Here is a 24,983-nt window from a genome sequence, read left to right as displayed (position 1 = left end):
AACCAAATTATATGGCCGTGAGCAAGACCAGACAGCGTCCCGCCACTACTGGACCGAATCCGCACGCCGCCATGCCGCCGCGCTCGCGCCGAGCAGGGCTGCGAGCAGGATCAGCGCCAGGAAGATTTGTCCGTGCAGGCCGAGAATGAAAAGGGTCTGATCGGCGAACTCGGGATCGTAGGTGGCGGTATCGGGGAACAGCAGCGCACCGGCCATTCCGAGCCAAGGGATGGCCACAACTGCTGCGGCACACAGCGTCCGGCCGCGTGGGTCCCGGCCGGGTCGCAGGGCGAGCGTCAGACCGATGACGCCGAGGAGCACCGTCATCACCATGTATTGAGCGTCGTGGAACTTCGCGTGCGGCGGCCAGTTCGGGTTGAAGGCGTGCTGCGCGGCCAGGTCTGGGATGACCAGGTCGGCGAGTACGGCACTGACCATCGTGATCACCGCGACAGCGGCGATTACGAAGCGGGGCATGGACATAGAGCTGGACCTTTCGTCGCTCGGGGTGGGTTGCGTGTTTCGGACAGGGTCAGAGCGTCCAGGTATAGGCCGGTGTGATCGAACGACCGAGGAGTGCGCCGGGCAGGAGCGGCAGCGCGGTGTCGCGTAGCGCGGTTGCCAATGGTGAGGTCCAGTGCGCGGGTGCACCGACCCGGCGTGAGAGCTGGGCGATCATCTGGGTACGAGGCCTGCGCAGGCGGTCGTATTCACGCAGTCCCGCCTCGGCGCCGAGGGTGTCCACCGCCGCGGCGAGTGTGACAGCGTCCTCGATAGCCTGGCAGGCGCCTTGTCCGAGGTTGGGGGCCATGGCGTGCGCGGCGTCCCCTAGCACCGCGACTTTCCCTGCGACGTAGGTGGACAGATCGGGGAGCTCGAAGGTGTCGTGCTGGAGGAGTGCGTCCGCGGGTGCGGCATCGAGTAGGGCTGGGACGGGGTCGTGCCAGCGTGCGAACCGCTCGCGAAGCTGAGCCAGGCCGGTGCGGGATCCCGCTGGGGCGTTACCCATCAGATAGCAGTAGACGCGGCCGTCGGGCATCGGAATGTAGCCGAATCGTTCTCCCCTACCCCAGGTTTCGACGCTGCCCGCAGTGTCGATGGCGTGCGGCGCGGTGAGCAGGCGCCAGGTGGTGTATCCCACATAGCGGGGGCCGGCGGCCGACGGCCAGATCGAGCGTCGGGTCACGCTGTGCACCCCGTCGGCGCCGATCACGAGATCCGCTGTGCTGGAGCCGCCTTCGTAGTGGACTGTGCCGTCCGGCAGCACTCGCTGCACCGCGGTTCCCGGTCGCAAGGCGTGCGCGGGAAGGGCCGCGCGCAGGATGTCCACCAGTGTGGCCCGGTGAATGATCGCCCACGGGCCGAAGCGCCGCTCGAGTTCTTCGGTGTCGTTGCGAATCAACCAGGCGCCGTTAACGCTTCGGATGCCCTGCAGCGGGCCGGTCTGTCCGCTGGTGCGCAGGATGTCACCCAGGCCGAGCGTGTCCAGGGCGCGCAGCCCGTTGGGTTGGATCGACAGCCCCGCACCGATTTCGGTGATCTCCGACGCGCGTTCGAGCACCTCCACTTGCCAGCCACGCTGGTGGAACGCCACCGCGGCGGCAAGCCCGCCGATACCGCCGCCCACGACAAGCGCCTTCATCGCCGGCTCCGGCGATCGCAGGCCGACCCGAGACCGTCGCGCATCCGAGCCGATCTGGACTGCCGCCACCACACCGCCGTCACGCCCAGCACAACCGCCAATAGTGTCCACCGCCAACGCTTCACGTCATTCTCCTAGAGGTTCTAGATTATCTAGATGCTCTAGGTGAACATAGACACTCTAGGATGTCAACGAAAGCCTCGAACCAGTAGAAGGATGGCGATGTCGACACAGACCGGCGGAAGGCGCGAGCGGCTACGTGAGGCCACCTTGAAGGAAATCCACGAAGCAGCCCGCCTACTTCTCGTCGAGCAGGGGTCGGCGGCGGTGACCATCAACGCGGTTGCCCGGCAGGTCGGGATGAGCGGTCCGTCGCTCTATCACTACTACGCCGGTCACGAAGCGCTGGTCGGCGCGGTGACCGCGGGCTTCTTCGACGAACTGGCCGCGGCGATGGAACAGGTCCGCGACGCTCAGGCCGACGCGCCGGTCGGCGAGCGCATACTGGCGGTCTGCCGCGCCATGCGCACCTGGGCGATTGCCCACCCGGCCGAGTTCGGCTGGATCTTCGCCGCCCCGATCACTCCACTGAACAGACGACCGGATTCCGAACGCCACCGGGCCGGGCAGCGGTTCGAACGGGTACTACGGGATCTGACGATCGAGCTCTGGCAGACGCGCCCGTTCCCGGTGCCCGACCCCTCCGAGCTGCCCCCCTCCCTCTACCAGCAGCTGATCACCTACTCGGCCACGATCGACAACCAGTTGCCCCCCGAGGCCGCGCACGTCTTCCTGTCCTGCTGGATCAAGCTGTATGGCCTGCTGTGCATGGAAGTCCTGCGCCAGCTCGACTTCGCCTACTCCGACCTCGAACCGGTCTACGAAGAATGCCTACGCGACCTCACCGACATCCTCGGCCTGGCACCGGTACGTGAGAATGCTCAGTCCGGTGCTAAGACTCGGAGATGACCGCGGTGAACGCTCGGAGACAGACCAAACGCATTGTCATGCCGCTGGCCCTCGAACGCACTGTCATGCCGCGACCCGCGCGTTGGTCAGCGGTCAAAATGGTTGGCTGCCAGTATTTCCCAACGCGCTGTCGACCATGATCTCGGCCGCGCGCTTTCGGTGTCGGTGCGAGCGATAGTTTTGTTCGTGCTTACGGTGAAGATGGATGATCAAGCGGCGAGGTTGCTCGGTTTGCGGGACGGCTTCGGTGGCTTGGATCCAGACGAGGGTTTGGCGTCTCGTTTGCGGACGTGGGTGGACGGCGGGATCGAATGCCGCGGCGAGGTGGTGTGCTGGGCCCCGGTTCCCGAGCACGCTGATGACGCGCCGGGGCGTCACTTCGATCTCACCGGGTGGGAATGCGGTAATACCAGCTTCCACCTGGAAGATTTTGTGCCCGTGGCCAGTAGGGATGCCGAGGTGTCGATCTTCGGCCTCGACGCGCAGCGGACCTTGCTCCGACAAGGGATCGCCTTGGCTCGTGAGGTCGGGCGACTGGCCGGTGAATTGAGTACGCCGATTCCGCTGCGGTGCATCGTCGGGACCAATGAAACCTGCGGCACGTTCAGGTTTCATCGGATCCGGCCCAATGAAAGCTGGCTGCTCGACGACCTCGACAGTTACGAGCGGGGCTATGGAGTGGTGATCGACTTCCTGCCCCGGCCCCCTGGCAGGTTTCACAGCGCGCACGTTGATGCGGCGCAACGGACAGCGCTTTTCGGCCTTGTCGAGCTCATCGCACCCGACGTGGAGAAGGCTTGTAGGAGGTTGGAATACGTCCTCGATAATGCGTCGTGGTCAGCGTTCGATCCGGAAAACGCGCTGATCGAGACGTTGTACGACGGCGTCGACGGCGGCTTGGCCCACTTCCATCGCATGGTCGCTGACCCCGAGTCAATTCGCAGCCGCCTAGCGCTGCTACCCACCTGTCCGGCAGAGCTGACCTGGGACTGGTACGACGGCGATATCCGCAGGTGCAAGACCGAGGCAGATCGCCAGACCTACCTTCGGTTGTTGGGCGATCACTGCCGTGCGGTCGGTACCGCGTTGATCGGCGTCTTCGCCGGCGAGAATGGCCTGGTGCTAGGTTTTTTGCCGTTGGACAAGCTCGAGCGGTTTGCCGAGCTTGCCGCGGTGGCCAAGGCAGAGATCATCATCCACGGCACGGTAGAGCCGGGTGCGGACTGAATCAGTTCATCGATGACACCGCCCCCGCTACAACGCACGGACCTGCCGCTGGGCGCGCTTTGGTCAGGTGTTAGCCAGTCCAGCTATCGGGGCACGAGTTCCGCAGGAACGCGCAACTCGTCGTGCGCATACAACTCGACAAGCTCGGCGGGATCATCTCGGATACACGTCGCGGAGATGGTATCGAGTAGGTCGTCGTAGTCGGATCCCGTCTCGTCGTTGTAGGACGCGGTCATCCGGCCCCACTCATCCCAGGGCAGCATCTCGACCTTGTTCAACGCGGCGAGGTCTTTGATCGCGTTGCCCCTGATCTCTGCGGGGCCCCAGTTCTCGGTGCCATAAACCCCGAAGGTCGCGGCGTCGATACGGCCGTCACGGAACGCGATCCAGGCTTCGCCGCCGCTGAGGAATTCGTCGGCGTGGAGGTCCTCGGGATGTTCCAGGATGTCCTGGCCCAGAATCTCGGAGTCGATGCGTACCCAGCGGCCCCGAGTGTCGTGCCAGTACTCGGTGATCCAATGGTCCACGCCTTGCCCAGGCTGAAAGTAAGTGGCGAAACCGCACCGCACGCGGGACGGGATGCGGCGATGCCGCAGCAACGCACAACTGATCACGGCGAAGTGGCGACATGTTCCGATGACGCGTCGGGATGGTTCGCGGGCGACGTCGAGCGGCGTCGGTGCCAACGCCAGGAGGGCGTCGAGCAGCTGGTCCACCGGTCGGATCTGGTTCTCGCCGAACCGTTCTGCTGACAGGTTCAGGGCCTGAGCATCGTGTGGCTGGACAACCAACGACGAGGTCAGCTGACAGATCTCGACGACCTCGGTAGGGACTGATCGCAACACGGCCGGATCGATCCCGCTCAGGTTTGTCAGTGGCCCGGCGGTGGCATAGTCGAGCATCGGGTTCATGCCTGGAATCGTATGCACCGCAACCTGGTACGTCGCTTGATCGGGCCGCCGGATCTGCGGTTTCTGTTCTCCGGAGATACGAATATGCCTGGCGGTGTGGGCGTGCTGCGCGGCGAAATCGACTGCGCCGCAGAACGTTTGGTATCGCCGAAGATCGGGCGCCGACGAGTTGATCGAACCGGACATCGCTGAAGCACCCGGCAATCAGCGGATCTGGACTACCACTTTGCCGAGGGCGCGTCCCGTACCCACGTGGGACAGCGCTTTTGCGGTCTCGTCGAGCGGGAAGGTGTGGTCGACGTGGATTCCGATCCGTCCTGCGACGCACGCCTGCGCGAGGGGTGTGAAGTGCTCGGGCCCTTCCTTCACCGCGAGGACTCCGAGGGAACGCCCGGTCACCGATCCGGCGAGCACGCCGAGCGTCGTCATCCGCAGCAACGCGCTGGTGGTGCCGCCGACGCAGCGGTACCGGCCGCCGCGGGCGACCGACCTGCGGTAGGCGAAGACCGACCGGTGGGCGACGAGGTCGAGTACTCGGTGGTATGGTCCGGTTCGGGTGAAGTTCTCGACGCGATAGTCGATTACCTCGTCGGCGCCGAGCGTGCGCATGAACGCCAGCTTGTCGGCGTTGTCGACCGCGGTCACGTGCGCCCCGGCGTTCTTGGCCAACTGGATCGCGAACGCTCCGGATCCGCCGCCGGCTCCGTTGATCAACACCGACATTCCGGCAGCGATATCGGCGGTGCCCTGTAGGGCGATCGCCCCCGCTTGGGGCAGGGTCGACGCTTCGGCGAAGCTCAGCGACGCCGGTTTGTGGGCCAGCGCCGATTCAGGAGCCACGGCATATTCAGCGAATCCGCCCTTGAGCATCAGATTGTCGCCGTAGACCTCGTCACCGGGCGCGAACAGGGTGACCTCGGAGCCGACGGCTTCGACCCGTCCGGCGATATCGGATCCGAGAACCGGGCGACCGGGAGTCCGGAGCCCGCCGATGCGCGAATACAGCGGCGTCCCCCGCAGTGTCTCCCAGTCGGAGAGGTTGACCGACGTCGCATGCACCTGGACCAGCACCTGTTTCGGCGCCGGCGACGGCGTTGGGGTATCGGCGATCGACAGCACCTCGGGGCCGCCGTAGCGGTCGTACACGACGGCCCTCATGCGATACCGGCGCGGAGGATCGAGCGACAGCCTGACACATGACACAGCCTAGTCGGCAGGCCGCTCCGCAGCCGGCGAGCTGTGCGCCGGCCCCCTGTGCGAGCGAGATTCATTGCGACATAGTGCTTCTCATGCCTCGGCGCAGGCTGATTACCGGCTCTTCGCTCTGTTCGGTCATACGATAGACGAGCCGGAAACCGCTGCCCGCGTGCGGAATCCACTCGGAACCTTGCAGTACCACAGAGTCGACCACGGCTCCAGGCGCCTCAGATCGCATAGGCTGTCACCCTCGCCCAACGCACTCACATGCCGCTTTCAAGACTGTTCAGACCGGCAGGCCATGCGGTTGTAAGCGTGGTGCGCACAGACTTTGACGATGCCTCGATTCACGAACTCGCCCGCCGCATCTTCGTGAAATACACCGCCGGTTCCCGCGTGATCAGCCCGTACCCGCCGTCCGGAGTCGCCGCGAACGGGGCGGGCAGATACAGCACCGGCAGCACCTCACCGATCAACGGCCGCTGCTCCCGGGTGATCCGATAACCGATCTCGACCACCTCGGGCACATCATCATCCACCACCGCACCGCCGTCGCGCCGGACGCACCGATGCGGTTCTAGCCGCACCGTCCGAATCGCCGTACGCGCCCATCGGAACAGCACACACTCACTCGCCCCCGGCCGCGTGGACTCCACCAACCCCACACCATCACCCCAGAAGACGAACTGCTCATCCTCCATCGAGCTGTGATACCCGGCCTCCACACTCCACTGACCGACAATCTCGTCACCACACATCGAGCGATTGAACCACCGCGCCACCGCACCCGGCGAGCACGTCCGCAAATCCCGCGCCCGCGCTCCGAAGCAGCCAGCAGAGGTCCGCGGAAGACTACTGCAACGCGAAGCGCTAATGCTGTTCACCCCGGTCGAGGGCTTCTCATGCAGTGCGGCGCTGCTCTCCGCCCCACTGCACGAGACGGACGTCCGTGCCGTCGTGGCGGCGACCGTGCACCGTCTGCGCGACGCCTATCCACCCGTCGAAGAAACCGCCGAGGGCGCTCCGACAGTGGGTTCGGTCAACGCTGGTGCTGGGCACACCACGCACGCAGAACTGTGAGCACAACCTGCGGGGCGGATGCCTCGTCGTGGATTCTCCCTCGACCGACCGAGCTCTAGGGGACGCGGATGCACCGATCCCCTCCGCGCTTGACCGCGCAGCCCACAAGGAAGTTGCCGTTGGCTTCGTCCACGAGCCAGACCTGGACTATCCTGGCTCCGCCCACCACGTCTGCCGAGAGGTGGATCTCCCGATGAACGGGCCCCGTGCACGTGGCGCTCGTAGTGTTGTAGTCCAAAGTCCTGCCGTCGGCAGTTTCCGCGCTAGCCGCTCCCCGGCGACAACCGGTGCTCAGGCCTCGCAGGCTGCCCGCGACGATCACCGACCGGTTGTAGAATTCGATCGTGCCACTGTAATAGGTCGCCCCGAAGGGGAGATCGAATATGGCCCGATCGTCGGCAGCCGCGTTGGGCGCCCCAGCCAAAGTCAAACCCCCAATAGCCGCGAGCGTAGCCACGACCGCAGCCGCTCTCTTCGATGTCCGTCGGATACGTAAATGCACGGCAAACCCCCCATTATCGAAATAATTGTTGAGTAAAAATCTATTAACCCTGAGTATAAATCGACATGCAGAACTCTGCAGAGCTTCCGAATTTCTTGGAGGATTATTCACGCACCCTGGCGCTGCGACGTCCCGACGTGAACGGTGTCCTGGCTGGTTAGAGAATTGTGTTGCTACACAACAACTCTCAGGACAGGCGCCTGACATGCATCAGGCCAACGGATTTCGTCGTGATCAATTCGGCGGGTCGCCGGATCGAGCTAATCAACCGTGCGGCAGTTGGCGCACGATCCCGACATCTGCCCCGGCGATACGAGTCAGCGGTTCGGTGCGCATGCCGGGCGTCACTATCCGCGGGAAGCGTTCGCGGCCTTGATGAAATCGATCTGGGCCGGTGACGGGCCGCGGAACTCGTTCTGAATTCGTTCTGCGTTGTCGGCTTGCATACGGTACAAACTGTCGCGCAGCCCGGTATCACCACCGTGGAACTCTTCCAGCAACCGCATCCACCGCTCGGCCAACTGCCGAGCCTGCGCAGAGGCCGGGTCCAGCCCGGCCTCGATTGCCGCGTCGACCTGCGAGATCAATTCGCCCCATCCTGCTTCGACCTGCTCGATGTGCGGCTCGCCGGATTGCTCCCGACGGTGAGCGAGCTGTGCCAATTGCTCTTGCGTGAAATATTGCTTGACCGTGTCGTCGACCATGACAGTCCTCCTGATCAATTCCAGGAAGCGATGCGCGGAGATGTCGGGCCGGTTCTGCGCCGTTGCCGCAAGCGCGGCCACCAGGGCGTGCAGGGCTTGCGTCGCAGCGACCTGAGCAGCCAGAAAATCGCGGTGCGCGGCCAGCACTTGCGTGATTGCCGTAGCGCCGGCGAGCACGTTCGCGATCTGGTCCAGTCCCAGGCCCAGCTGACGCAAGGCCACCACCTGATACAGGTGCTGGACATCGGCTTCGGTATAGAGCCGATGCCCGGTACCGGTGCGCCCAGCCGGGCTTACCAAGCCGATGCGGTCGTAATGATGCAACGTCCGGACCGTCAATCCGATCTCGGTCGCGAGCTCACCGACCTTCCACACCTGCCCATTTCCCGGCTTGTCCATCCGCTTCCATCTCACTTCCACCGCCGCACCTCGCGCCGGTAACGCCGACGCTATGGCCTGACGCTACGTCAGGAGCAACCGCGAATTTTCTGCTGAGCCGCACAACAGCATCGGCCTGGGAACATCCAGCATTGCCGGGACCCGTGCGCTTCAAAGCAGCTGACGCGGGCGTGTGGAAGATCTACGGGCCGAGCGATTCCCGGCCGCCTGGCAGTGCGCGCTCATGGCGATTCCCGTGAGGCCGGGCGAGTCTGCCTCTGGACGCGCCCCTTAGGGTCACCTAACCTAATGGCCATGTCCGCTTTCGGGAATCGCGTGAAGTTTGCACTCGCCGGGGAGATTCTCGAGATTGCCAATCCACTCCTGCCGGGGCGACCGCATGAGGAGCTGATCCGTCATGCCGAGTTGGGCAGCGTGGGGCGGGTGCTGGAACTGTGCGCCGGGACCGGATATGCCTCGCGGCTCCTGGTCGGCAGGCACCCCGAGGTGCGGGCCGTCGGCGTGGATCTCTCATCCGAGATGATCGCGGTCGGCCGCCGCAAGCTGTCCCGTGCGGAAATCACCAATGTCACCCTGGTCCAAGGCGACATCGCCGCATTGCCCTACCCGGACAACTCGTTCGACACTGTCATGTCGGTGTTCGGCCTGCACGAGGTCCCGACAGCGGTGCGCGCCAACGCAATACGCGAGTCCGCGCGGGTACTCGGTCCTGGCGGTCGGATCGTGATCGTCGACCTGGACCGTCCCGCGTCGATTGGTTTGTTGATGGACGCATACCTGCTGGCACTCGAGCCGCGCCATGCCCGCGAAGTGTGCGGGAACGGCTTGGTCGACTTGCTGACCAACAGCGGATTCTCGATCGACATCCACAAGCCCGCCAACCCATTCCGCATGACACAGACGATTGTCGCCACCGTAGGGGCGGCACTCGACGACTAGCTCGAGCTGGGCATCGATGCCAGCCGGCGGCGAGTGCCGTAGCCGAGGATTTCGTACCGTCCACCTTGGGAATCGGTTCAGCCGGGCTACTTCAGCGCACCCGCACGGCGCCGGGCAGCAGCGCCGGTCCCGGATATCCCTGCGCCCGCAGAACGTCCGCAATTGCCGCCGCCCGGCCGTTCGAGTGAGCGCTGTACCCGCTGGTCGCCAGTGAACATCCGATAGCGCCGATGAGCGGCTAGGACCGGCGAATTTCGGTGCGCTGGATCCATACATTCAGGTTTTCGATGAATGCGTTCGTAGCGACCTCTCGTGGAACCGCGCCCAAGGCTTGCCCTACCGCCAAGCCGACGCCGGTGGCGACCAGGGCAGCTATCGCCTGCTCGACCAGTGCGGGATCATCGACCACGATGTCCTCGGTGGCGGCTTGCGCATAGAGCAGCGCTTGCAGGCCGGCAGTGAACATGTCGATGGTGGCGCGGTTGGCTTGTTCCTGCTCGGGGTTGTTTCGGGTCGCCATGACGAAATCCGCTGCGAGACTGATCCATTCGGACTGCTCGAGAAGTCGCCTCCACTGCTCGCGAGTGGCCGCCAGCTTCGCGTCCACACCGCGCATGGCCAGCACCGCGTGCGACAGGTCGGCCAGGACCTGTTCGAAATGGATACGCAACACTTCCAGGCACAGTTCTTCCTTGCCCGCGAAGTTGCTGTAGATCGACCCGTGCGAGCGTCCGGCTTCGGCAGCGATCTGGCCCATGGTCGTCGCGTTGTAGCCGCGCGTGAGGAATACGACCTGCGCCGCGGTGAGGATCTGCTCGCGCGTGCGGGCCTGCAGCTCCTCACGTGTCAACGCCTTGGGCATGCGATCACCACTCTCCTGCAACGGCCACTCCGCCATTCCATCAGACGCCCTGTCTCAGACGGAGCCTTGCCACCCGCACCTCTTGAGATTACGCTGTAATTCGTATTGCAGCGTCATGCCAAATGGATGTGGCGGGATCAAAGGGGATCACCATGGACAGACTGGTCGGCTTACAGGGCGAACAAGGCCGCAAAGCACTCGAACTCGCCAACGCCCCGCGACACGACGACGGATTCTTCGGCCCCGGCTCGGTGAGCTGGCGCGTCTACGCCAATCCGGTCGTCCTCGCCATCGCGGGCATAGCCGGTTCGGTGGCGGTCATGCTCGACCCGATCGGCGCGGCCGGTGTCGGGCAGAACAGCACCTACATGAGCGATATATACGGTCGGGTTCGGCGCAGCAACAGCGTGTTCACGGCCCTGATCTACGGCGACACCGCCACCGCGCTCAAGGCCGGGCGAGATCTGTTCCGCCGGCACTCCCACGTCAACGGTGTCGTACCGACCACCGGCGAGCCCTACCGCGCCAACCTGCCGGACGCGTTGCTGTTCACCTACCTGGCCGGGTTCCCGTGCCTGGTCGAGTCGTTCCGCAAATACAGCGGCGAAACCTTCACCGAGGACGACGAACGCGAGTTCTGGGGCGAGCACCACGTTCTGGGCGAACTGCTCGGCATACCCCGCCAGGTCATCCCGACCACCCCCGAAGACGTCTACGCCTGGCTCGACGACGCCGAACGCCACAAGATGGCCTACACCGAACCCGCCCAGGAACTGGTCGAGTTCTTCATGAACCCGCCCGCCGCACCGGCGATCATGGGCCTGGTCGGCACCACCCGCATCAACAAAATCGTCGGCACCGCGGTATTTTCCACCCTGCGTCCCGGCACCCGGGCGGTCTGCGGAATCCCCGACCAGCCACGACGATTCGCCGCCGCCGACGCGATCGTGCGACGCTCTGCCGCCATCGCGCGCACCAAACCGCTCGACCGCACCATCGTGCCCTTCTTCGGCTACGAAGCCTGGGGCTACAAAGCCAACGCACTGCGCCACAGCCCCGGCACCGGTCGCCTGCCCCTGGATCCGGACTGGGCCACCGATCTCCAGCACGGCAAGGGCGGCACCCTCGGCCCGAACGCGAACTGGGCAGACAAGGCGGCCACGAAATGACCCGATTCGACGTCGTCGCCAACGAAGTCCTGCTCGACCACCGACACCGCCACCACCTTCTCGGCAGTTTCTTTCAGGACACCCCCGCTCTGGTCGTGTTCCTCCCCCAGCTCACCCACCAGGCCGCCCATCGTCAGATCGCTACTCTCACAACCACACTCGACGCACTCACCACCGCCGGCGTCTCAGCGGTCACCATCGGCATGGGGACCCCCCCGTGATGGCGCACAATTCCACACCAGCGCCGGTAGCCGCGCCCCGATCCTGCTCGACACCGATCGCGTCCTCTACCGGCGACTCGGGCTCTACCGCAACACGATCGGCCGCCCGCACTCCCTAGCCAGCGGACTCGAGCTGCTCACCTCACTCATCGAACGCACCCCCAAAGCCGTTGCCCGACAATCCGGAGGCGCGTTCCTCGTGACACCCGGCGGCCGCGTCGTCGCCGAGCAACGCAGCCGGCGCCCGACCGACATCGTCACCAACAAGGCAATCAACCAAATGCTGCGACAACTCCGAACCGCCCGAGCCCACCACGCACCCACCTGATCAAGGCGAGGCCGATCGGCGGGGCCGGCCCTGTCCCTTTTATACATCTCCCAGCCCACCGGACCGCACTCAATTTTGTATGTCCGTTTCTTCTTTTCAAAAAAAAAACATCATNGGTTGGGGCGTTTGTTTGCAGGGCGTCGGGGATGGCGGCGAAGGCTTCGTGCAGGCGGGCGATGAGTGCGGGTCGGCCGCCGGCGCCGTCGGCGGCGACCCAGCTACGCCCGGCGATGCTCCAGGCTGCAGTGGTCAGTTCGGCGAGGATGCGGGGGCGCAGATCGCCGGGGGGAAGGGCGAGTTTGGACGAAAGGTGGGCTGCGACTTCGGTTTCCACACCTGAGCGGGCGTACTCGATGTGTCCGAGCAGGCTGGGGGCGGTCAGGATCAGGTTGCGTGTGGCGATGTAGCGCTGATCCCAGTCGTCGGGCAGCGCGGTCGCCGCGTCGGTGAGGATGTCGCGCAAGGCGGTGAGGATCGGGCCGGTGAGCTCACTGGCGGTGAGGGTTTGCAGGTAGCTGGTCCAGAGTTCGGTTTCGGCTTCGACGGCTACGGCTTCTTTGGTGGGGAAAGCCCGGAAGAACGTGCTGCGGGAGACTTCTGCGGCTTCGACCAGTTCCTCCACGGTGGTGGCGGCGAAACCCTTCTCGGTGAACAGGGTCAGGGCGGCGTCGGCCAGAGCGCGGCGGGTGCGGATGCGTTTGCGCTCCCGCAGTGGCAGGGCGCGGTCGTCTGAAGCCATATCGCGATCCTAGCCCGTGAAGAATCTCAGGCACGAAAGACACTCAGTTTAAATTGGTACTTGTGCATTTCTGATACTAAGTGTCAGACTCATGTCACCGAGCACCACCTGAACGAGGAGATCGCCATGAGCACCGCTACCGCCCCGACCACCCTGAACCCCTCGATCATCGGCCAGGCCGAGAAGCACCACACCGCGGTCCTGACCCGCGCACTGGCCGGCACCACCCTGGATGAGAAGCAGTGGATCGTGCTCAACCAAGCCCTTGCTGCCGGCGAGCCGATCGAGCACAGCGCCCACACCGCCCGGATCGCGGCAATGACCCAGTGGGCCACCACCGAGGTCGAGACCGCCGCCAACGCACTACTGGCCAAGGGCCTGCTGGCAACGACACCCCAGGGACTGCTCGAGCCCACCGACACCGGAAAGGCCGTGGTGGGCAAGGTGCGCACCGAATCCGGCGCGATCGTGGCCGCCGCCTACGGCGCGGTCCCCGCCGAAGACCTGGCCACCGCAGCCCGAGTCCTGGTCACCATCACCGCCCGCATGGCCCAGGAATTGACCCACCCCTGAACCGAATCCGCCACCGGCCCATCGCTTTCGCGAGCACGGGCCGGTGACACAAGAGCACCCGGACGCACCGTCATGACAGACGGCCGATAGCTCGACCAGCACGAGCGAACCGAAACCCGTTGGTACACGGGCTAGGTGGCTCCTGAACGCCATGTCCGAATCCAGCCGGACATCGGATGATCATGTCCGTTGAATAGCTTTCATGAGCCAAACCGACATCCCGACAACCAAAACGGCCCTGGTCACCGGTGCGAGCCGGGGCATCGGCCGTGCCATCGCTGAACGATTGGCCCGAGACGGTGCAGTGGTAGCAGTCCATTTCGGTCAGAACGACGCGGCAGCCAAAGACGTAGTCGCCGGTATCGAGGCCGACGGTGGCCGAGCTTTCGCGGTACGTGGCGACCTCGGCACCACCGACTTCGCCACCCTCCTGGATGACGTGGACGCGGGCTTCGCCGGCCTCGGCGATCCCACCGGCTTGGACATCCTGGTCAACAACGCGGGCATGACCGTCATGAAAGGCGTCGACACCATGACGCCGGCGGAATACGACATCCTCTTCGCCACCAATGTCCGCGCCCCGTTCTTCCTGATGCAAGGCGCACTCGACCGGCTCCGAGACGGCGGCCGCGTCGTGAATCTGTCCTCGGCCGTCACCCGCATGGCGGTCCCCGACATCCTGGCTTACACCATGACCAAAGGCGCCATCGACAGCTTCACCCGCGTCCTCGCCCAGACCCTCGGCCCGCGCGGCATCACCGTCAACGCCGTCGCCCCCGGTTATGTCCTCACCGACATGAACGCCTGGCTCATCGACAACCCCGATGGCCAGCGCGAGGCCTCGTCCAACGTCGCCCTCGGCCGCGTCGGCCGCCCCGCCGACGTTGCCGACATCGTCTCCTACCTCGTCAGCGACGACGCCAGGTGGATCACCGGTCAAACCCTCGATGCCAGCGGCGGTACTGCCCTCTGAGCGGATAGACCTGCTGTGCCGCAGTCGATTTCGGTGCACAACAGTGCGCCGATAATCGGGGACCGGGCCGAGCTCGCCGATCCGGAGGCGGGCACAACCCTGGCCGACACCAGCAAGTACGAATTGTCGAACATATGTTCTATTCTGCGGTAGGCTGCCTCGCGTGAACATACATTCGACCGCGCTGGCGCCGGATGCCCGGACACCGGGATGGGCGGACCTGGCCGATGCCGACTTGCTGCGCACCCTCGTCGAAACCGAACGCCGCCGGAGGCGCCTGGATGCCGCTATGCGCGCGGCCGTCGCGGAAGCCGAGCGTCGCGGCCTGGCCGTGGACACCGGCTACCGGGGCACCGTGGAGCTATTGACCGATCTACTGCGGATCAGTGCGCACGAAGCGCGCCGGCGCATCGAATTCGCGACTCCGCAGGCCCGCTCGCGTTCCAAAAAGAGATGGCGGGTGCTGGCGGCCGCAAGCTGAGGCCGAACCCCGATTCCTCGTGCCGAGAGCCGCGAGTACCGACCGTCCAGCCACCGAAGCGATGGTTATCGAGACCCGATGGGTTCGGCGAGGGCGAGGTCGAGCAGGCCAGGGAAGCGTGCGTCGAGGTCGGCGCGGCGCAGGGTGAGGTAGAACTTGCGGCCGACGCGGCGCTGATGGATTATCCCGGCTTCACGCAACGCCCGCCAATGGTGGGTCAGGCTGGATTTGGGTTCGCTGGGCAGGATTTCGCCGCAGAAACGTTCCTCGCCGTCGGCCAGGGCATGGACGGCCTCCATGCGCACCGGGTGACCGAGCGCGGCGAGCACGTCCACAAGACGTATCGCGGTTGCCTCAGGGTGATACAGGTCGACCACTCCTCCACTGTACGTGATCTTCGTACGATGGGTTGACTTCCCGTTCCGATTGTACGAACATCTCGTACTATCAAAGGTACGAAATGTTCGTACAGTCGAACGATGCGTGAGGAAGTCACCATGCCCAGCACCACCGCGCCCGAAATGTTGTCCGACGCCGCCCTGGCCGCGTCGCTGGAGGGCGGGTTCACCAGCCATGTCGCCGAGGTCAACGGTGTCCGGCTGCACTACGTCGAGGGCGGCACGGGCGCGCCACTGCTCTTGCTGGGCGGCTGGCCGCAGACGTGGTGGCAGTGGAACAAGGTGATGCCCGCGCTGGCACGCCGGTACCGCGTGATCGCGGTCGACCTGCGCGGCATGGGCGGGTCGGACAAGCCGGTCGACGGCTACGACAAGAAGACGATGGCCGCCGACCTCCGCAGCCTGGTCGCGCACCTGGGATTGGCGTCGGTGAGTTTCGCCGGACACGACATCGGTGCGATGGTGGCCTACGCCTACGCGGCCAACCACCCCGACGCCACCGACAAGATCGCGCTACTCGACGTGCCGCACCCCGACGCGGGCTGGTCGCAGTTCGGGCTGCTTCCAGAGCCGGATCAGCACGTCGATTCGGTGATCGAGGCCGGAAACCGCTCGTACCTATGGTGGTTCGCGTTCAACCAGGTCCAGGGCCTGCCCGAACTGCTGCTCGCCGACGGCCGCGTCCGGCTGCTGATCGATTGGCTGTTCGGCCGCCAGGCCAAGGACCCGACCACCATCGACGAGCACTCGCGCCAGGTCTACGCCCACGCCTACGCCACCGCGGACGCCATCCGCGCCGGGAACGGCTGGTACCGCACCTTCAACCAGGACATCGCCGACGAGCGCGGCTACGGCCCGCTCACGGCCCCGATCCTTGCCCTCGGCGGCGACGAGAGCAACTACGAATACCTGCGAAACCTGATGCCCACCAAGGGAACCGACGTCACCGTGGTCGAGATCGCCGACTGCGGCCACTACGTCCCCGAGGAACAACCCGCCGCCGTAATCGAGGCGCTGGTCGACTTCCTCGGCTGACCGATACTTGCGCCGGCCAGGCGGTTCAGCAGGTCGGCCAGTTACCCACTCGGCCAGTTGGTCCTCGGAGACGGCACATTGTCGGCGCCCGATATCGAACGCGCACAACGGATCCGCTTCGAACATTCACAAGCGAAGATCATTCTGTTTGGGCCTTGGGCTCAACAAAGTTCCACCCAGCGCCACAAGGCGCATAAGAAGATTGGGGATTACCCTGGACCCGCCAAGGGCCGTAGAAGTCGTTGTAGTCGAAGCTGCCAGAAGGAGTGAGGTATCGACAGCGGGCTACTGCCCGGAACTGCGTGCCTGAAGCAGACGTGTAGCAGTAGGCCGTCGCCCCATTACCCGACTGCGAGGCTCGGCAACCAGGAGGAGCCGCGGACGCGGGCGGCGCCAGGGAAATAGACAACCCGACGGTCGTCAGGGTCGCGGCTAGCATAATTTTTGCGGTCCGATACTTCATGAGAATCCCCTCTGCATCGAGAGGCGATCCAGCGCTCTGATGAGCCTTTCCACAGCCCCTCTCGGCCATGATGGCACCGCCGCGCGGCGGAAGTCCAGGGCCCCGATCCAGCGTCGCCGACGTCCATCACTCCAGCTACTGGCCGCCAACCGCCGGTGCTCGGTGCGAGGTCGCGGTGGCAAATCGTCAGTTCAGCGCACATTGCCATTGGGCTGCTGCCGTCCGTCAGTATCAGCTCGGATCGGTAATGTCTGTCCGGTGACCGACGCTGCTGACCTGATGCGGATGTACCTGGTCGATCCAGATCAACCGTTCCCACCTGTCGAGCTCGCGGATCCGTCCGGACTGGTCGCTTTCGGCGGGGATCTGTCACCAGAGCGGTTGTTGAATGCCTACTCCGCGGGCATCTTTCCCTGGTACAACCCCGGCGAAACGATCCACTGGTATTGCCCGGACCCGCGCAGCATTCTCGTGCCGACCGACCTGCGAGTGAGCAAGTCCTACCGCCGATCCGTCGCCGATACCGACTACGCGGTGACCATGGATCGCGCCTTCGCCGAAGTGATGTCGAATTGCGCTGAACCGCGCGACAAGGAGACCGGAACCTGGATCGGCCCCGACATGCAGGCGGCCTACCAGCAGCTGCACCACCTCGGTCACGCGCACTCGGTCGAGGTATGGCGCGACGGCGACCTGGTCGGCGGCCTCTACGGCGTCGCACGCGGCCGCTCCTTCGCCGGCGAATCCATGTTCTCCCGCGCCCGCGACACCTCCAAGATCGCGCTGTATTGGCTCTGCACCCAGCTGGCCGCCTGGGATTTCCCCGTCATCGACTGCCAGGTCACCTCCACCCATCTCACGTCCCTCGGCGCCATAGACCTCTCCCGCGCGGACTACCTGCACCTACACACCCAAGCCGNTTGCCTCCCCCGCTCTCCTCCTTTCTCTCTCTTTTTTTTTTTTCGCCGCCCCGCCGCCCCCCTCCCTCTCCCCCCTGCCTTTCGTCGGCCGCGTCAGATGTGTATAAGCGCCAGCCCCCAACCACCTACCGGCCTGAACGATCACCGAAGCGACTTGTCCTTGCCGATCTCGACGTCGACCACTACTCCATAGTGGTCGCTCGGCCAGACCCCACCGGTGGGCTGATCGAAAGCGAGTTGCGCGGCACGAATCTCGCAGCGCGCCTTCGGATGTGCATGCCAGGAGCCGGTGAATACGTAGTCGAGCCGACGTCGATGACCGGGCTGTCGCACGATCTGGTCGAAAAGTGCTGCGGCGGTGGCGTTGTCGACGCTCCAGGTATGACCCGGACCGTCACCGGCCACCTCCCATGCATCGTGGTAGTGCACGCTGCGCCCGGAAATCGATTGGCGACCAGTGAGATAGCGGATGCTTGCCGCGTCGGGGTCGGCGTTGAAATCGCCGGCGATGATCGTGGGCAGGTCGGTGCGGTGCCGAGCATCGAGATCGCTAAGGGCTACGGCCTGCTGTTCGCGGACGGCCTCGGTATCCAATCGCCAAGCAGCCGTGGTGGATACGAACAGCACCTCCCCTTCGCCGGGCAACGTGACTTTGGCCGCCACCGTGCACCAGGGGACATCACCGGCACCCGCCAGGCGCAGATCGAGCACTTCCACGACCTGGTGGGGCCAGCGGCTGGCCACCGCGGTCCCGCCGTAACGGTCGACGAACGGCGGGGCGTAGGCCAGCACCTCGGCCTGGTGGGTGCCGTGCAACTCGGTGCCGTCCAGCAGTGCGTCGAGCTGCCCGGTGTCGACGACTTCCGACAGCGCGACGAGGTCGGGGGCCAGGCGACGCAACTCCTGGTTGAGCAGGGCTGCTCGGCGGGGGTCACCCTCCTTGTTCTGAACGTTGACCGTGACGATGCGTAAATGCATTGTGGCTCAGTCTTTCTGAACTCGCGGCCGGTCAGCCGACAATCGTGGCCAAATCGACTGCGGGATCGGTGAGGCGGTCGACCTCGGTGTAAGGATGGTCGCGAATGATCCGCTGCCACTGCTCGAATTCACTGCTCCGTCCGACGCACACCGCGGCTACCAGGCGATCGTCTTTCCAGAACAGCGCGGAGAAATCCAAGTCCCCCGGTTCACCACGGACCGTGCAGCCGCGCTCGCCGTAGACGTCGGCGGCGTCGGGCCACCCGCAAATTTCCAGTCGAGTGCCGTACTGCTCGGAGGTCGCCGAGGGAACCGGTGCGTAGGAAGTCTTGTTGCCCAGCATGTTCCGTGCCGCGGCGGTCGCCTGCGCCAGGGCATTGCCGTAGTGCTCGATCCGGTACAGCCCGCCGAGCAGCGGATGGGTGATCGTGGTGACGTCACCGGCGGCGAAGACGCCCGGCGCGGAGGTACGGCACCACTCGTCGACGACGATGCCGTCGCTGACGGCGAGTCCGGCACGTTCCGCTAGTCCGGTCGCGGGCACAATTCCGACCGCAGCGACTGCGAGGTCGGCGGACCAATTGGTGCGCCCGTCCTCGGCTACCGCCACGACACCGTCCTCGGTTCGGCTCACCCGCTCCAGCCGCACACCCAGCCCGAACCGCACACCGTTGCGTCGATGCAGCGCGGCGAAGAGACCACCCAGCCACGGCGGTGCCACACGGCCCAGTGGTGCGCCGGCGACTTCCAGGACGGTGACCTCACACCCGAGCGAGCGGGCCGTGGCCGCCACCTCCAACCCGATCAGCCCCGCTCCGACGACCAGCAGCGAGCGCTGTTGGGTCAGTTCCGCGCGCAGTGCGAGCGCCTCGGGCAGGGTGCGCAGCGTGCGCGCACCGTCCATTCCCGGAAGCTGCCGGGCTCGGCCGCCGGTGGCCAGCAGCAGCTGGTCGTAGCGCACGGACGAACCGTCATCGAGAGTCAGCCTCCGCGCGGCGGGATCCAGTTCCTGCACAGAGATTCCGGTGCGCAGGTCGATGTCGTTGTCCGCCCAATCCTGCGGTGGTGCCACGACGATGTGCTCCGGTTCGGCGTATCCGGCCAGCAGCCCTTTGGACAGCGGTGGTCGCCAATACGGTTGGCGCGGCTCGTCGCCGATCACGACGAGCGGGCCCGCGTAGCCTTCCGCGCGCAGCGTCTGGGCGGCGGTGGCGCCGGCCAGACCAGCTCCGACAATGACGAGTGGATGCGAGGAGTTCATGGTTCGAACGCTAAGCCGGGATGCCTCATGCCTGCCAAGACCAGTTCTGCCATAAACTCATGCCCCTGAAGGCATCAGCTGGGCGGCACACGGAGGAACCGGATGGACCTACTGCAACTGCGCTACTTCCAGGCGGTCGCCCGGCGCGAGCACATCAGTCAGGCCGCCGCGGAGTTGATGGTGGCGCAGCCCTCGGTGAGCAGAACGATCGCGCGGCTGGAGAAGGAGCTCGGTGTCCCGCTGTTCGACCGCGTGGGACGGCAGGTGCGGCTCAACGCCTTCGGCGTGACCTTCCTGCGCCGGGTCGACCGTGCCTTGTCCGAACTCGACGACGCGCGTAGCGAATTGGCCGACGCCGCCGGACTCGACCACGGTCGCGTCACCGTCGCCGCGGAGACCCTGCTGACGATCACCGGATTGCTCGCCCGGTTCCGCGCCGAACACCCGGGCGTCGACGTCCGCCTGTTCCAATCGAATGCCGAAACCATGCAGCGGCAGCTCGCCGATCGCGAGGTCGACCTGTGCTTCGCTTCGCAACCACTCGAGGGCCCCGAGCTGCGCTCCGTCGAATTGTGGCGGGAGAAGGTACTACTGGCCGTGCCGCTCGCACATCCGCTGGCCGCACGCGACCGAATCACCATCGCGGAGTTGGCCGACGAGCACTTCGTCACCTGCCGCCCCGGCTACTGGCCAAGGACCCTGCTCGACCGTTTGTTCACCGAAGCCGGACTACAACCGTCGATCTCCTGCGAGGGTGACGAGCCCGGCGCGACCGGCGATCTGATCAGTGCCGGACTCGGAATCGGGCTTGTCCCAGCGGGTTCGAGGCAGGCGGCGCCGCGCTACCCGGTGGCGTGGCTGGATGTCGACAACCCCGGCTGCGAGCGCGTCTTGAACCTGGTGTGGCGGACGGACACCTACTTGTCGGCGGCCGCCCGAAAACTGCGTGACCGCGCGCCCGTTTTGCAGTAAGCCGGCAGCACTTGCCCGCACTCCCCCACCACGAATCCCCCTGTCGCCCATGTTGGTTCAAGAGATCCCGAATCTGGGTCTCCGCCTTCAGCAAGGGCGCACATAGGGTAGCGACGGGAGCAGGTCATGCCAGGTTCGCTCGTCGACGTGCACAGCGGAGGAGTCGCACAGTTCCGCAGCGACCGCTTCCGGCGCCAAATACCACAGGGCGGACAGTTGATCTCCGATGCCGAGCAGGCGGGATTCGTCGCGCGGATCGAAGCGCAGGAACCACGTCGAGCCGATTCTTGCCTCGATCGGGTCACCGAGTGGCTCGATGTCCGACGGGTCGTCGATGTTCCACAGCCGGGCGACGCCGTCGTCACCGCCAGAGGCCAGGCGAGTGCCTGATTGATCGATGGTGAGCGTCCGCACCGCGTCGGTGTGGGCGCGGATCGCGTCCAATTCGCGGATCCGAGCCGGGTCGGTGATGTCCCAGGAGCGGATCATACCGTCGCCGTCGGCGCCGAAGAGGGTCTTGCCGTCCGGGGCAAAGGCCAGTGCACGCACGATCGCGGCGCGACTGCCCGGAAGTGTCGCCACCGGCTTGCCCGGTATGGCGTTGTCCCACAGGTGAATTCGCGCGTCCTCGTCGGCCGCCGCGACCAGTCGACCATCGGGCGCGAACGCCGCGAGTTCGATGACACTGTCGTATCCGGTCGACAGTTGCCCGAGCGGGCGTCGGTCGGTCACGTCCCACAACTGGAGCGATCGGCGGTCGACTCCGGTGAGCAGACGGTCTCCGCTCGGGGCGAAAGCGATCGGGCCGCCGCCGGGTAGCGAGCCGATGGGGTTCGGTCGCGTCGGATCGGCGAGATCCCACAGCCGCACCGCACCGCTGCCCGCGGTAGCCAGCAGCGAACCATCCGGCCGCAGAGCGACTTTGGCTCCGCGCCGATCCGGCCGTGCGCCTGCGGGCAGTTCGCTCAGCAATCGGGTGTCGAACGGAGCGCTGACGTCCCACAGGGCGATCTGTCCGTCGTGCAGGCCGCTGGCCAGCACCTTGTTCGTCCGATCGAAGCTGACCGAACTGAGTGAACCCGCGAAGGCGAGGGCGAGATTCCCCCGCGCATGGCGCCACGTCCGGATTCGTCCGTCCCAGCCTGCGGTGACCATTTGGGTGTCCGAAACCATCACGAAGGACCGATTCGTACCGCTGTTGCCACTCAGCTCCCGCCCGATCGGGGACACTCGGTCAGGGCGGCTGGTATCCAAGTTCCGCACGGCGCCGTCGGCGTCCGTCGTGACGAGCAGTCGCCCGTCCTGCCAGAATTGCAGCGAGGCAATAGCAACCGGACGTGTCTGTTTCCGGCCCACCAGCCGTGGCAGTCCCGGATCGGACACGCTCCAGACCTGGACCACCCCATTACCGGTACCTGCGGCGAGCCGACCATCCGGGCCGAAGGCAATGGCTTGCACGGCGCCGTCGGTGTCGAGCGGTGCACCCAGCGGTATCGGCTGTTCCGGGTTGTCGATCGACCAGAGCCGGACGGTGCGGTCCTCGCCGGCGGTGGCAAGCACCGGGGCGTCCGGCGCGAGCATCAGTGACCGTATTCCGTTGGCGTGCGCGGCAACCGGTGCGCCGAGCCGCCGAATAGTTTGTGGCGTCTCGACATTCAGGAGGCTCAGTGTGCCGTCGACGGCCCCGGCGACCACAGTGCGGCCGCCGGGCAGGAAAGCGACCGAGGTGGTGGCCGTTCCAGCGTCGAACTCGCCGAACCTGCCCACCTCGGCCGGATTGCGGATATCCCAAAGCCGCACTGTGCCATCACTACCCGCGCTGACCAGCATCCGCCCGTCCGGACCGAACGCCACCGACTCGACATGCCCGCGATGACCGGTCAGCGCCGGCCCGGTCGCGGTAATCGCCTGCGGATCCGAGAGATCCCACAACCGGATGAGACCATCACTGCCCGCACTGGCCAGCAACTTCCGGTTCGGGCTCAACGCGAGCCCGCGCACGAGTCCGTCGTGCGCCGCCGCCGAAGCGATATTCAGCGGCAACAACTGCATCGCGAGCAAGCGGGCTCGGGCGGCCGGGTCGTCGGGGCTCAGCCGATATGCGGCCAGTGCGAGCTGGGTCGAGAGCCCGGGGTCCACCCCGTCGATGCGTTGCGACTCCTCGATCAACTGGCCGAGCACGACGTCCTTGTGCTCCTGCTCGACCGATGCGCGCTGGGTGATCACGACCACCGAAAGCACCAGTGCCACAATGCTCAACGCGGCAACGGCCGCGAAGATCAGCCGCCGTCGCACGGCACGGGTGCGCTGCTGTTCCGAAGCCGCGGCGACGAACTCCTTCGCGAGCCGATTGGCGGAATCCGTGCGCTGCATCCACGCGGCCGCGTCTTCGAGTCTGGTCCGGGAGTAGAGCAGCGACACCGGCCGACCCTGGCGGGCCCATTCGCGTGCGTCCGATTCGATGCGCTGGCGGACGGGCGCGAGTTCCTTCTCCTCGGACAACCATTCGACCATGCGCGGCCAGCCGGTCAGCAGCAGATCATGGACTATCTCGACTTCGTCGTTGCGCTGCACGATTATTCGCGCGCGAGTCAGTCGTGCGATCACGGCGCGGGTCGCTTCCGGATCGGCGGACTCCGCGATCAGCAGTTCAACCGGCATCCGGTCGCGCACCGCCGCGGTCGGCCCGATGATCGTCAGCGCGACCAACGCGTGCCGGGCGGCGGCGCGTTGCCGATCGGTCAGCCGGGACCAGAACTTCTCGGCGCCGACCGCGCTCACGCGGGCCAACCCGCCCGCTTCGCGATAAGCCTCCAGCGTCAGCGTTTTGCCACGCCGATTGGCCCAGGTCGCGGCCAGCGCGAAGGACAACAACGCGAGCCGCACCGAACTGTGTGGTTCGATGGCGTCGAGATCCTGCAGCAGCGTGTCGACCAGACCGTCCTCGATACGCAAACCGGCGACTTCGACCGGCCGGACGATTGCCTCGCGCAGTTCCGCCGGTGTCATCGGGTCGAGCACCATCGCGTGCGCCCGCAGCACCGTCATCAGCAGCGGATATCGCAGCAGTTCGGGCAGATGTGCGGCGTCGAACGCGATGACCACGGTGGTCTGTGGCTCGATATCCGGCGCGGCGAGCGCCACCAGCACCGTCAGGAACTGTTGCCGCAGAGCGTCATTGCCGCATCGGGTGAAGAGCTCCTCGCCGCGGTCCACCACCAGCAGACAATGACCGGGTGGCCGCGCGTCGAGCGCGGCGGCGAGCGCGGCCATCGGATCGTCGCCCGGTGTCATGGTGATCGGTGTTCGCGGTCCCGGCGTGGCCTGTAGGCCGGCGGCGAGTAGAGAGGACTTGCCGACACCCGAAAGACCCAGCAGGACAGCCATTGCCGGGCCACCGCTCGATTCCGCATCGGCAATCAATTGCAGCAGCCGCTGTTTCGCTTGCTCACGACCGAAGAACAGGTCGCTGTCCTCGGTTCGGTACTCCAGTAGCCCGCGGAAGGGCTCGCGACCGATATCGATGCTCGGTGGCTCGACCTTCGCCGCCTCCCAATCCGCGCGCCAACGCGCCAGATCCAGCAGGGTGGCATCGGCGGGCGGGTTGGCGGCGGCGCGGCGCTTCGCCTCCCCGATCAGCACCTCGAGCACCGGCTGGATCGAGGCGAAGGTGGCGGGCGTGCGGGTGCCGCGCCGCCAGTCGCTGATCCGCTGGGCGGTGACCCGGCCGCCGTCGCGGGTCTGTTCGTTCGCGGCACGGACCACCGATTTCACCGGCGGCGCACCGGCCGCGGCGAAGAGCTGGCCGAGGCGAGCTGCGAAAACGCGGCGGCCTTCGGCTCGGCTCGGACCGCTCGACGCCGACCGGGAGTGCGCGGTGCGCTCGTCCACCGGTCGGCTATCGCCGCGGGGGCGGGGTTGTGAATTGTGGGCAGATCAGCGAACAAGGCAATCGCATGTGCTCCACCGAGGTGTCGGGGTGTGGGACCGAGCCGAGATTGTGCTGCGACCGACCGAGTGGAATGTCCTCGGGCTGCTTG

25 protein-coding genes are annotated in these 24,983 nt (G+C 65.8%); 13 read left to right on the top strand and 12 right to left on the bottom strand.

Annotation, left to right across the window (positions count from 1 at the left end; all coding sequences use genetic code 11):
* Nucleotides 1–45: 45 nt before the first annotated feature.
* Complete coding sequence (locus DBO33_RS16500; RefSeq protein ID WP_107655829.1) at nt 46–483, bottom strand: DUF6640 family protein; 438 nt, start codon at nt 481–483, stop codon at nt 46–48.
* A 49-nt stretch (nt 484–532) separates the two neighbouring features.
* Nucleotides 533–1,642: an FAD-dependent monooxygenase gene (locus DBO33_RS16495; RefSeq protein WP_107660332.1), complete on the bottom strand. Its 1,110-nt coding sequence runs from the start codon at nt 1,640–1,642 to the stop codon at nt 533–535.
* Nucleotides 1,643–1,864: 222 nt separating this feature from the next.
* On the opposite strand from DBO33_RS16495, the gene DBO33_RS16490 reads away from it, so the two are divergent.
* Both DBO33_RS16490 and DBO33_RS16485 read left to right on the top strand, forming a co-directional pair.
* Nucleotides 1,865–2,611 carry a TetR/AcrR family transcriptional regulator gene (locus DBO33_RS16490; RefSeq protein ID WP_107660331.1) on the top strand — a complete coding sequence of 249 codons (747 nt, stop codon included), beginning with the start codon at nt 1,865–1,867 and terminating at the stop codon, nt 2,609–2,611.
* Between the two features lie 186 nt (nt 2,612–2,797).
* Nucleotides 2,798–3,838: a hypothetical protein gene (locus tag DBO33_RS16485; protein ID WP_159080304.1), complete on the top strand. Its 1,041-nt coding sequence runs from the start codon at nt 2,798–2,800 to the stop codon at nt 3,836–3,838.
* Nucleotides 3,839–3,921: 83 nt separating this feature from the next.
* Here DBO33_RS16485 and DBO33_RS16480 read toward each other — a convergent pair whose 3' ends face one another.
* The 3 genes from DBO33_RS16480 to DBO33_RS16470 form a co-directional block, all read right to left on the bottom strand.
* Entirely contained in the window at nt 3,922–4,749 is an 828-nt protein-coding gene (locus DBO33_RS16480; RefSeq protein ID WP_107660330.1) for a transglutaminase-like domain-containing protein, read from the bottom strand.
* Nucleotides 4,750–4,953: 204 nt separating this feature from the next.
* The gene (locus DBO33_RS16475; RefSeq protein ID WP_107655827.1) at nt 4,954–5,907 is read right to left on the bottom strand and encodes an NAD(P)-dependent alcohol dehydrogenase; all 954 of its coding nucleotides are present in this window, start codon (nt 5,905–5,907) and stop codon (nt 4,954–4,956) included.
* Nucleotides 5,908–6,293: 386 nt separating this feature from the next.
* Nucleotides 6,294–6,704, bottom strand: a complete 411-nt coding sequence (locus tag DBO33_RS16470) for a hypothetical protein (RefSeq protein ID WP_159080303.1) — start codon at nt 6,702–6,704, stop codon at nt 6,294–6,296.
* A gap of 115 nt (nt 6,705–6,819) precedes the next feature.
* Between DBO33_RS16470 and DBO33_RS16465 the strand changes: the two genes are divergently transcribed.
* Complete coding sequence (locus tag DBO33_RS16465; protein WP_107655825.1) at nt 6,820–7,026, top strand: hypothetical protein; 207 nt, start codon at nt 6,820–6,822, stop codon at nt 7,024–7,026.
* 849 nt (nt 7,027–7,875) lie between these two features.
* On the opposite strand, the gene DBO33_RS16455 is transcribed toward DBO33_RS16465, so the two are convergent.
* Nucleotides 7,876–8,631, bottom strand: a complete 756-nt coding sequence (locus DBO33_RS16455) for a MerR family transcriptional regulator (protein WP_107655823.1) — start codon at nt 8,629–8,631, stop codon at nt 7,876–7,878.
* Nucleotides 8,632–8,925: 294 nt separating this feature from the next.
* On the opposite strand from DBO33_RS16455, the gene DBO33_RS16450 reads away from it, so the two are divergent.
* Nucleotides 8,926–9,570, top strand: a complete 645-nt coding sequence (locus DBO33_RS16450; RefSeq protein WP_159080302.1) for a class I SAM-dependent methyltransferase — start codon at nt 8,926–8,928, stop codon at nt 9,568–9,570.
* 238 nt (nt 9,571–9,808) lie between these two features.
* On the opposite strand, the gene DBO33_RS16445 is transcribed toward DBO33_RS16450, so the two are convergent.
* Nucleotides 9,809–10,432, bottom strand: coding sequence for a TetR/AcrR family transcriptional regulator (locus tag DBO33_RS16445; protein ID WP_159080301.1), 624 nt, complete (start codon nt 10,430–10,432; stop codon nt 9,809–9,811).
* 152 nt (nt 10,433–10,584) lie between these two features.
* Here DBO33_RS16445 and DBO33_RS16440 point away from each other — a divergent pair, with 152 nt between their 5' ends.
* From DBO33_RS16440 to DBO33_RS44685, 3 genes are read left to right on the top strand one after another with little or no spacing between them, the layout of a single operon-like run.
* Entirely contained in the window at nt 10,585–11,601 is a 1,017-nt protein-coding gene (locus DBO33_RS16440) for an oxygenase MpaB family protein (RefSeq protein WP_159080300.1), read from the top strand.
* The gene (locus DBO33_RS16435) at nt 11,598–11,822 is read left to right on the top strand and encodes a hypothetical protein (protein ID WP_107655819.1); all 225 of its coding nucleotides are present in this window, start codon (nt 11,598–11,600) and stop codon (nt 11,820–11,822) included. The genes DBO33_RS16440 and DBO33_RS16435 overlap by 4 nt, the downstream gene beginning before the upstream one ends.
* Nucleotides 11,731–12,150, top strand: a complete 420-nt coding sequence (locus tag DBO33_RS44685; RefSeq protein ID WP_407670612.1) for an AhpC/TSA family protein — start codon at nt 11,731–11,733, stop codon at nt 12,148–12,150. Before DBO33_RS16435 ends, DBO33_RS44685 begins: the two co-directional genes overlap by 92 nt.
* Here the strand turns inward: DBO33_RS44685 and DBO33_RS16430 are convergent.
* Nucleotides 12,095–12,889 carry a TetR/AcrR family transcriptional regulator gene (locus DBO33_RS16430; RefSeq protein ID WP_107655818.1) on the bottom strand — a complete coding sequence of 265 codons (795 nt, stop codon included), beginning with the start codon at nt 12,887–12,889 and terminating at the stop codon, nt 12,095–12,097. The genes DBO33_RS44685 and DBO33_RS16430 overlap by 56 nt on opposite strands.
* Before the next feature lie 126 nt (nt 12,890–13,015).
* Between DBO33_RS16430 and DBO33_RS16425 the strand changes: the two genes are divergently transcribed.
* The 3 genes from DBO33_RS16425 to DBO33_RS16415 all read left to right on the top strand — a co-directional run bounded on the left by DBO33_RS16425 (nt 13,016) and on the right by DBO33_RS16415 (nt 14,916).
* Entirely contained in the window at nt 13,016–13,462 is a 447-nt protein-coding gene (locus DBO33_RS16425) for a hypothetical protein (protein ID WP_107655817.1), read from the top strand.
* A 202-nt stretch (nt 13,463–13,664) separates the two neighbouring features.
* Nucleotides 13,665–14,435, top strand: coding sequence for an SDR family oxidoreductase (locus DBO33_RS16420; protein WP_107655816.1), 771 nt, complete (start codon nt 13,665–13,667; stop codon nt 14,433–14,435).
* 163 nt (nt 14,436–14,598) lie between these two features.
* Nucleotides 14,599–14,916, top strand: a complete 318-nt coding sequence (locus tag DBO33_RS16415; protein WP_234390877.1) for a DUF222 domain-containing protein — start codon at nt 14,599–14,601, stop codon at nt 14,914–14,916.
* Between the two features lie 65 nt (nt 14,917–14,981).
* Here DBO33_RS16415 and DBO33_RS43980 read toward each other — a convergent pair whose 3' ends face one another.
* A complete protein-coding gene (locus DBO33_RS43980; RefSeq protein ID WP_234390876.1) occupies nt 14,982–15,293 on the bottom strand; it encodes an ArsR/SmtB family transcription factor in 312 nt (103 codons plus the stop codon).
* Nucleotides 15,294–15,395: 102 nt separating this feature from the next.
* Here DBO33_RS43980 and DBO33_RS16405 point away from each other — a divergent pair, with 102 nt between their 5' ends.
* Both DBO33_RS16405 and aat read left to right on the top strand, forming a co-directional pair.
* Nucleotides 15,396–16,349, top strand: coding sequence for an alpha/beta fold hydrolase (locus tag DBO33_RS16405; protein WP_107655814.1), 954 nt, complete (start codon nt 15,396–15,398; stop codon nt 16,347–16,349).
* Nucleotides 16,350–16,851: 502 nt separating this feature from the next.
* Nucleotides 16,852–17,925, top strand: a complete 1,074-nt coding sequence (gene aat / locus DBO33_RS16400; protein WP_456093879.1) for a leucyl/phenylalanyl-tRNA--protein transferase — start codon at nt 16,852–16,854, stop codon at nt 17,923–17,925.
* Here the strand turns inward: aat and DBO33_RS16395 are convergent.
* Complete coding sequence (locus tag DBO33_RS16395) at nt 17,874–18,710, bottom strand: endonuclease/exonuclease/phosphatase family protein (protein WP_107655813.1); 837 nt, start codon at nt 18,708–18,710, stop codon at nt 17,874–17,876. The two genes, aat and DBO33_RS16395, sit on opposite strands and share 52 nt — an antisense overlap.
* 31 nt (nt 18,711–18,741) lie before the next feature.
* Entirely contained in the window at nt 18,742–19,971 is a 1,230-nt protein-coding gene (locus DBO33_RS16390) for an NAD(P)/FAD-dependent oxidoreductase (RefSeq protein ID WP_107655812.1), read from the bottom strand.
* Nucleotides 19,972–20,073: 102 nt separating this feature from the next.
* Here DBO33_RS16390 and DBO33_RS16385 point away from each other — a divergent pair, with 102 nt between their 5' ends.
* Nucleotides 20,074–20,943, top strand: a complete 870-nt coding sequence (locus tag DBO33_RS16385; RefSeq protein ID WP_107655811.1) for a LysR family transcriptional regulator — start codon at nt 20,074–20,076, stop codon at nt 20,941–20,943.
* Nucleotides 20,944–21,030: 87 nt separating this feature from the next.
* Here the strand turns inward: DBO33_RS16385 and DBO33_RS16380 are convergent, their stop codons facing one another.
* The gene (locus DBO33_RS16380) at nt 21,031–24,834 is read right to left on the bottom strand and encodes an nSTAND1 domain-containing NTPase (protein ID WP_107655810.1); all 3,804 of its coding nucleotides are present in this window, start codon (nt 24,832–24,834) and stop codon (nt 21,031–21,033) included.
* Nucleotides 24,835–24,983 lie beyond the last annotated feature (149 nt).

It is taken from the genome of Nocardia suismassiliense (assembly GCF_900269665.1).
In the GTDB taxonomy this organism is placed as follows: domain Bacteria; phylum Actinomycetota; class Actinomycetes; order Mycobacteriales; family Mycobacteriaceae; genus Nocardia; species Nocardia suismassiliense.
Note: the sequence above shows the minus strand (reverse complement) of the source record. Positions and strands in the feature narration are given on the sequence as shown.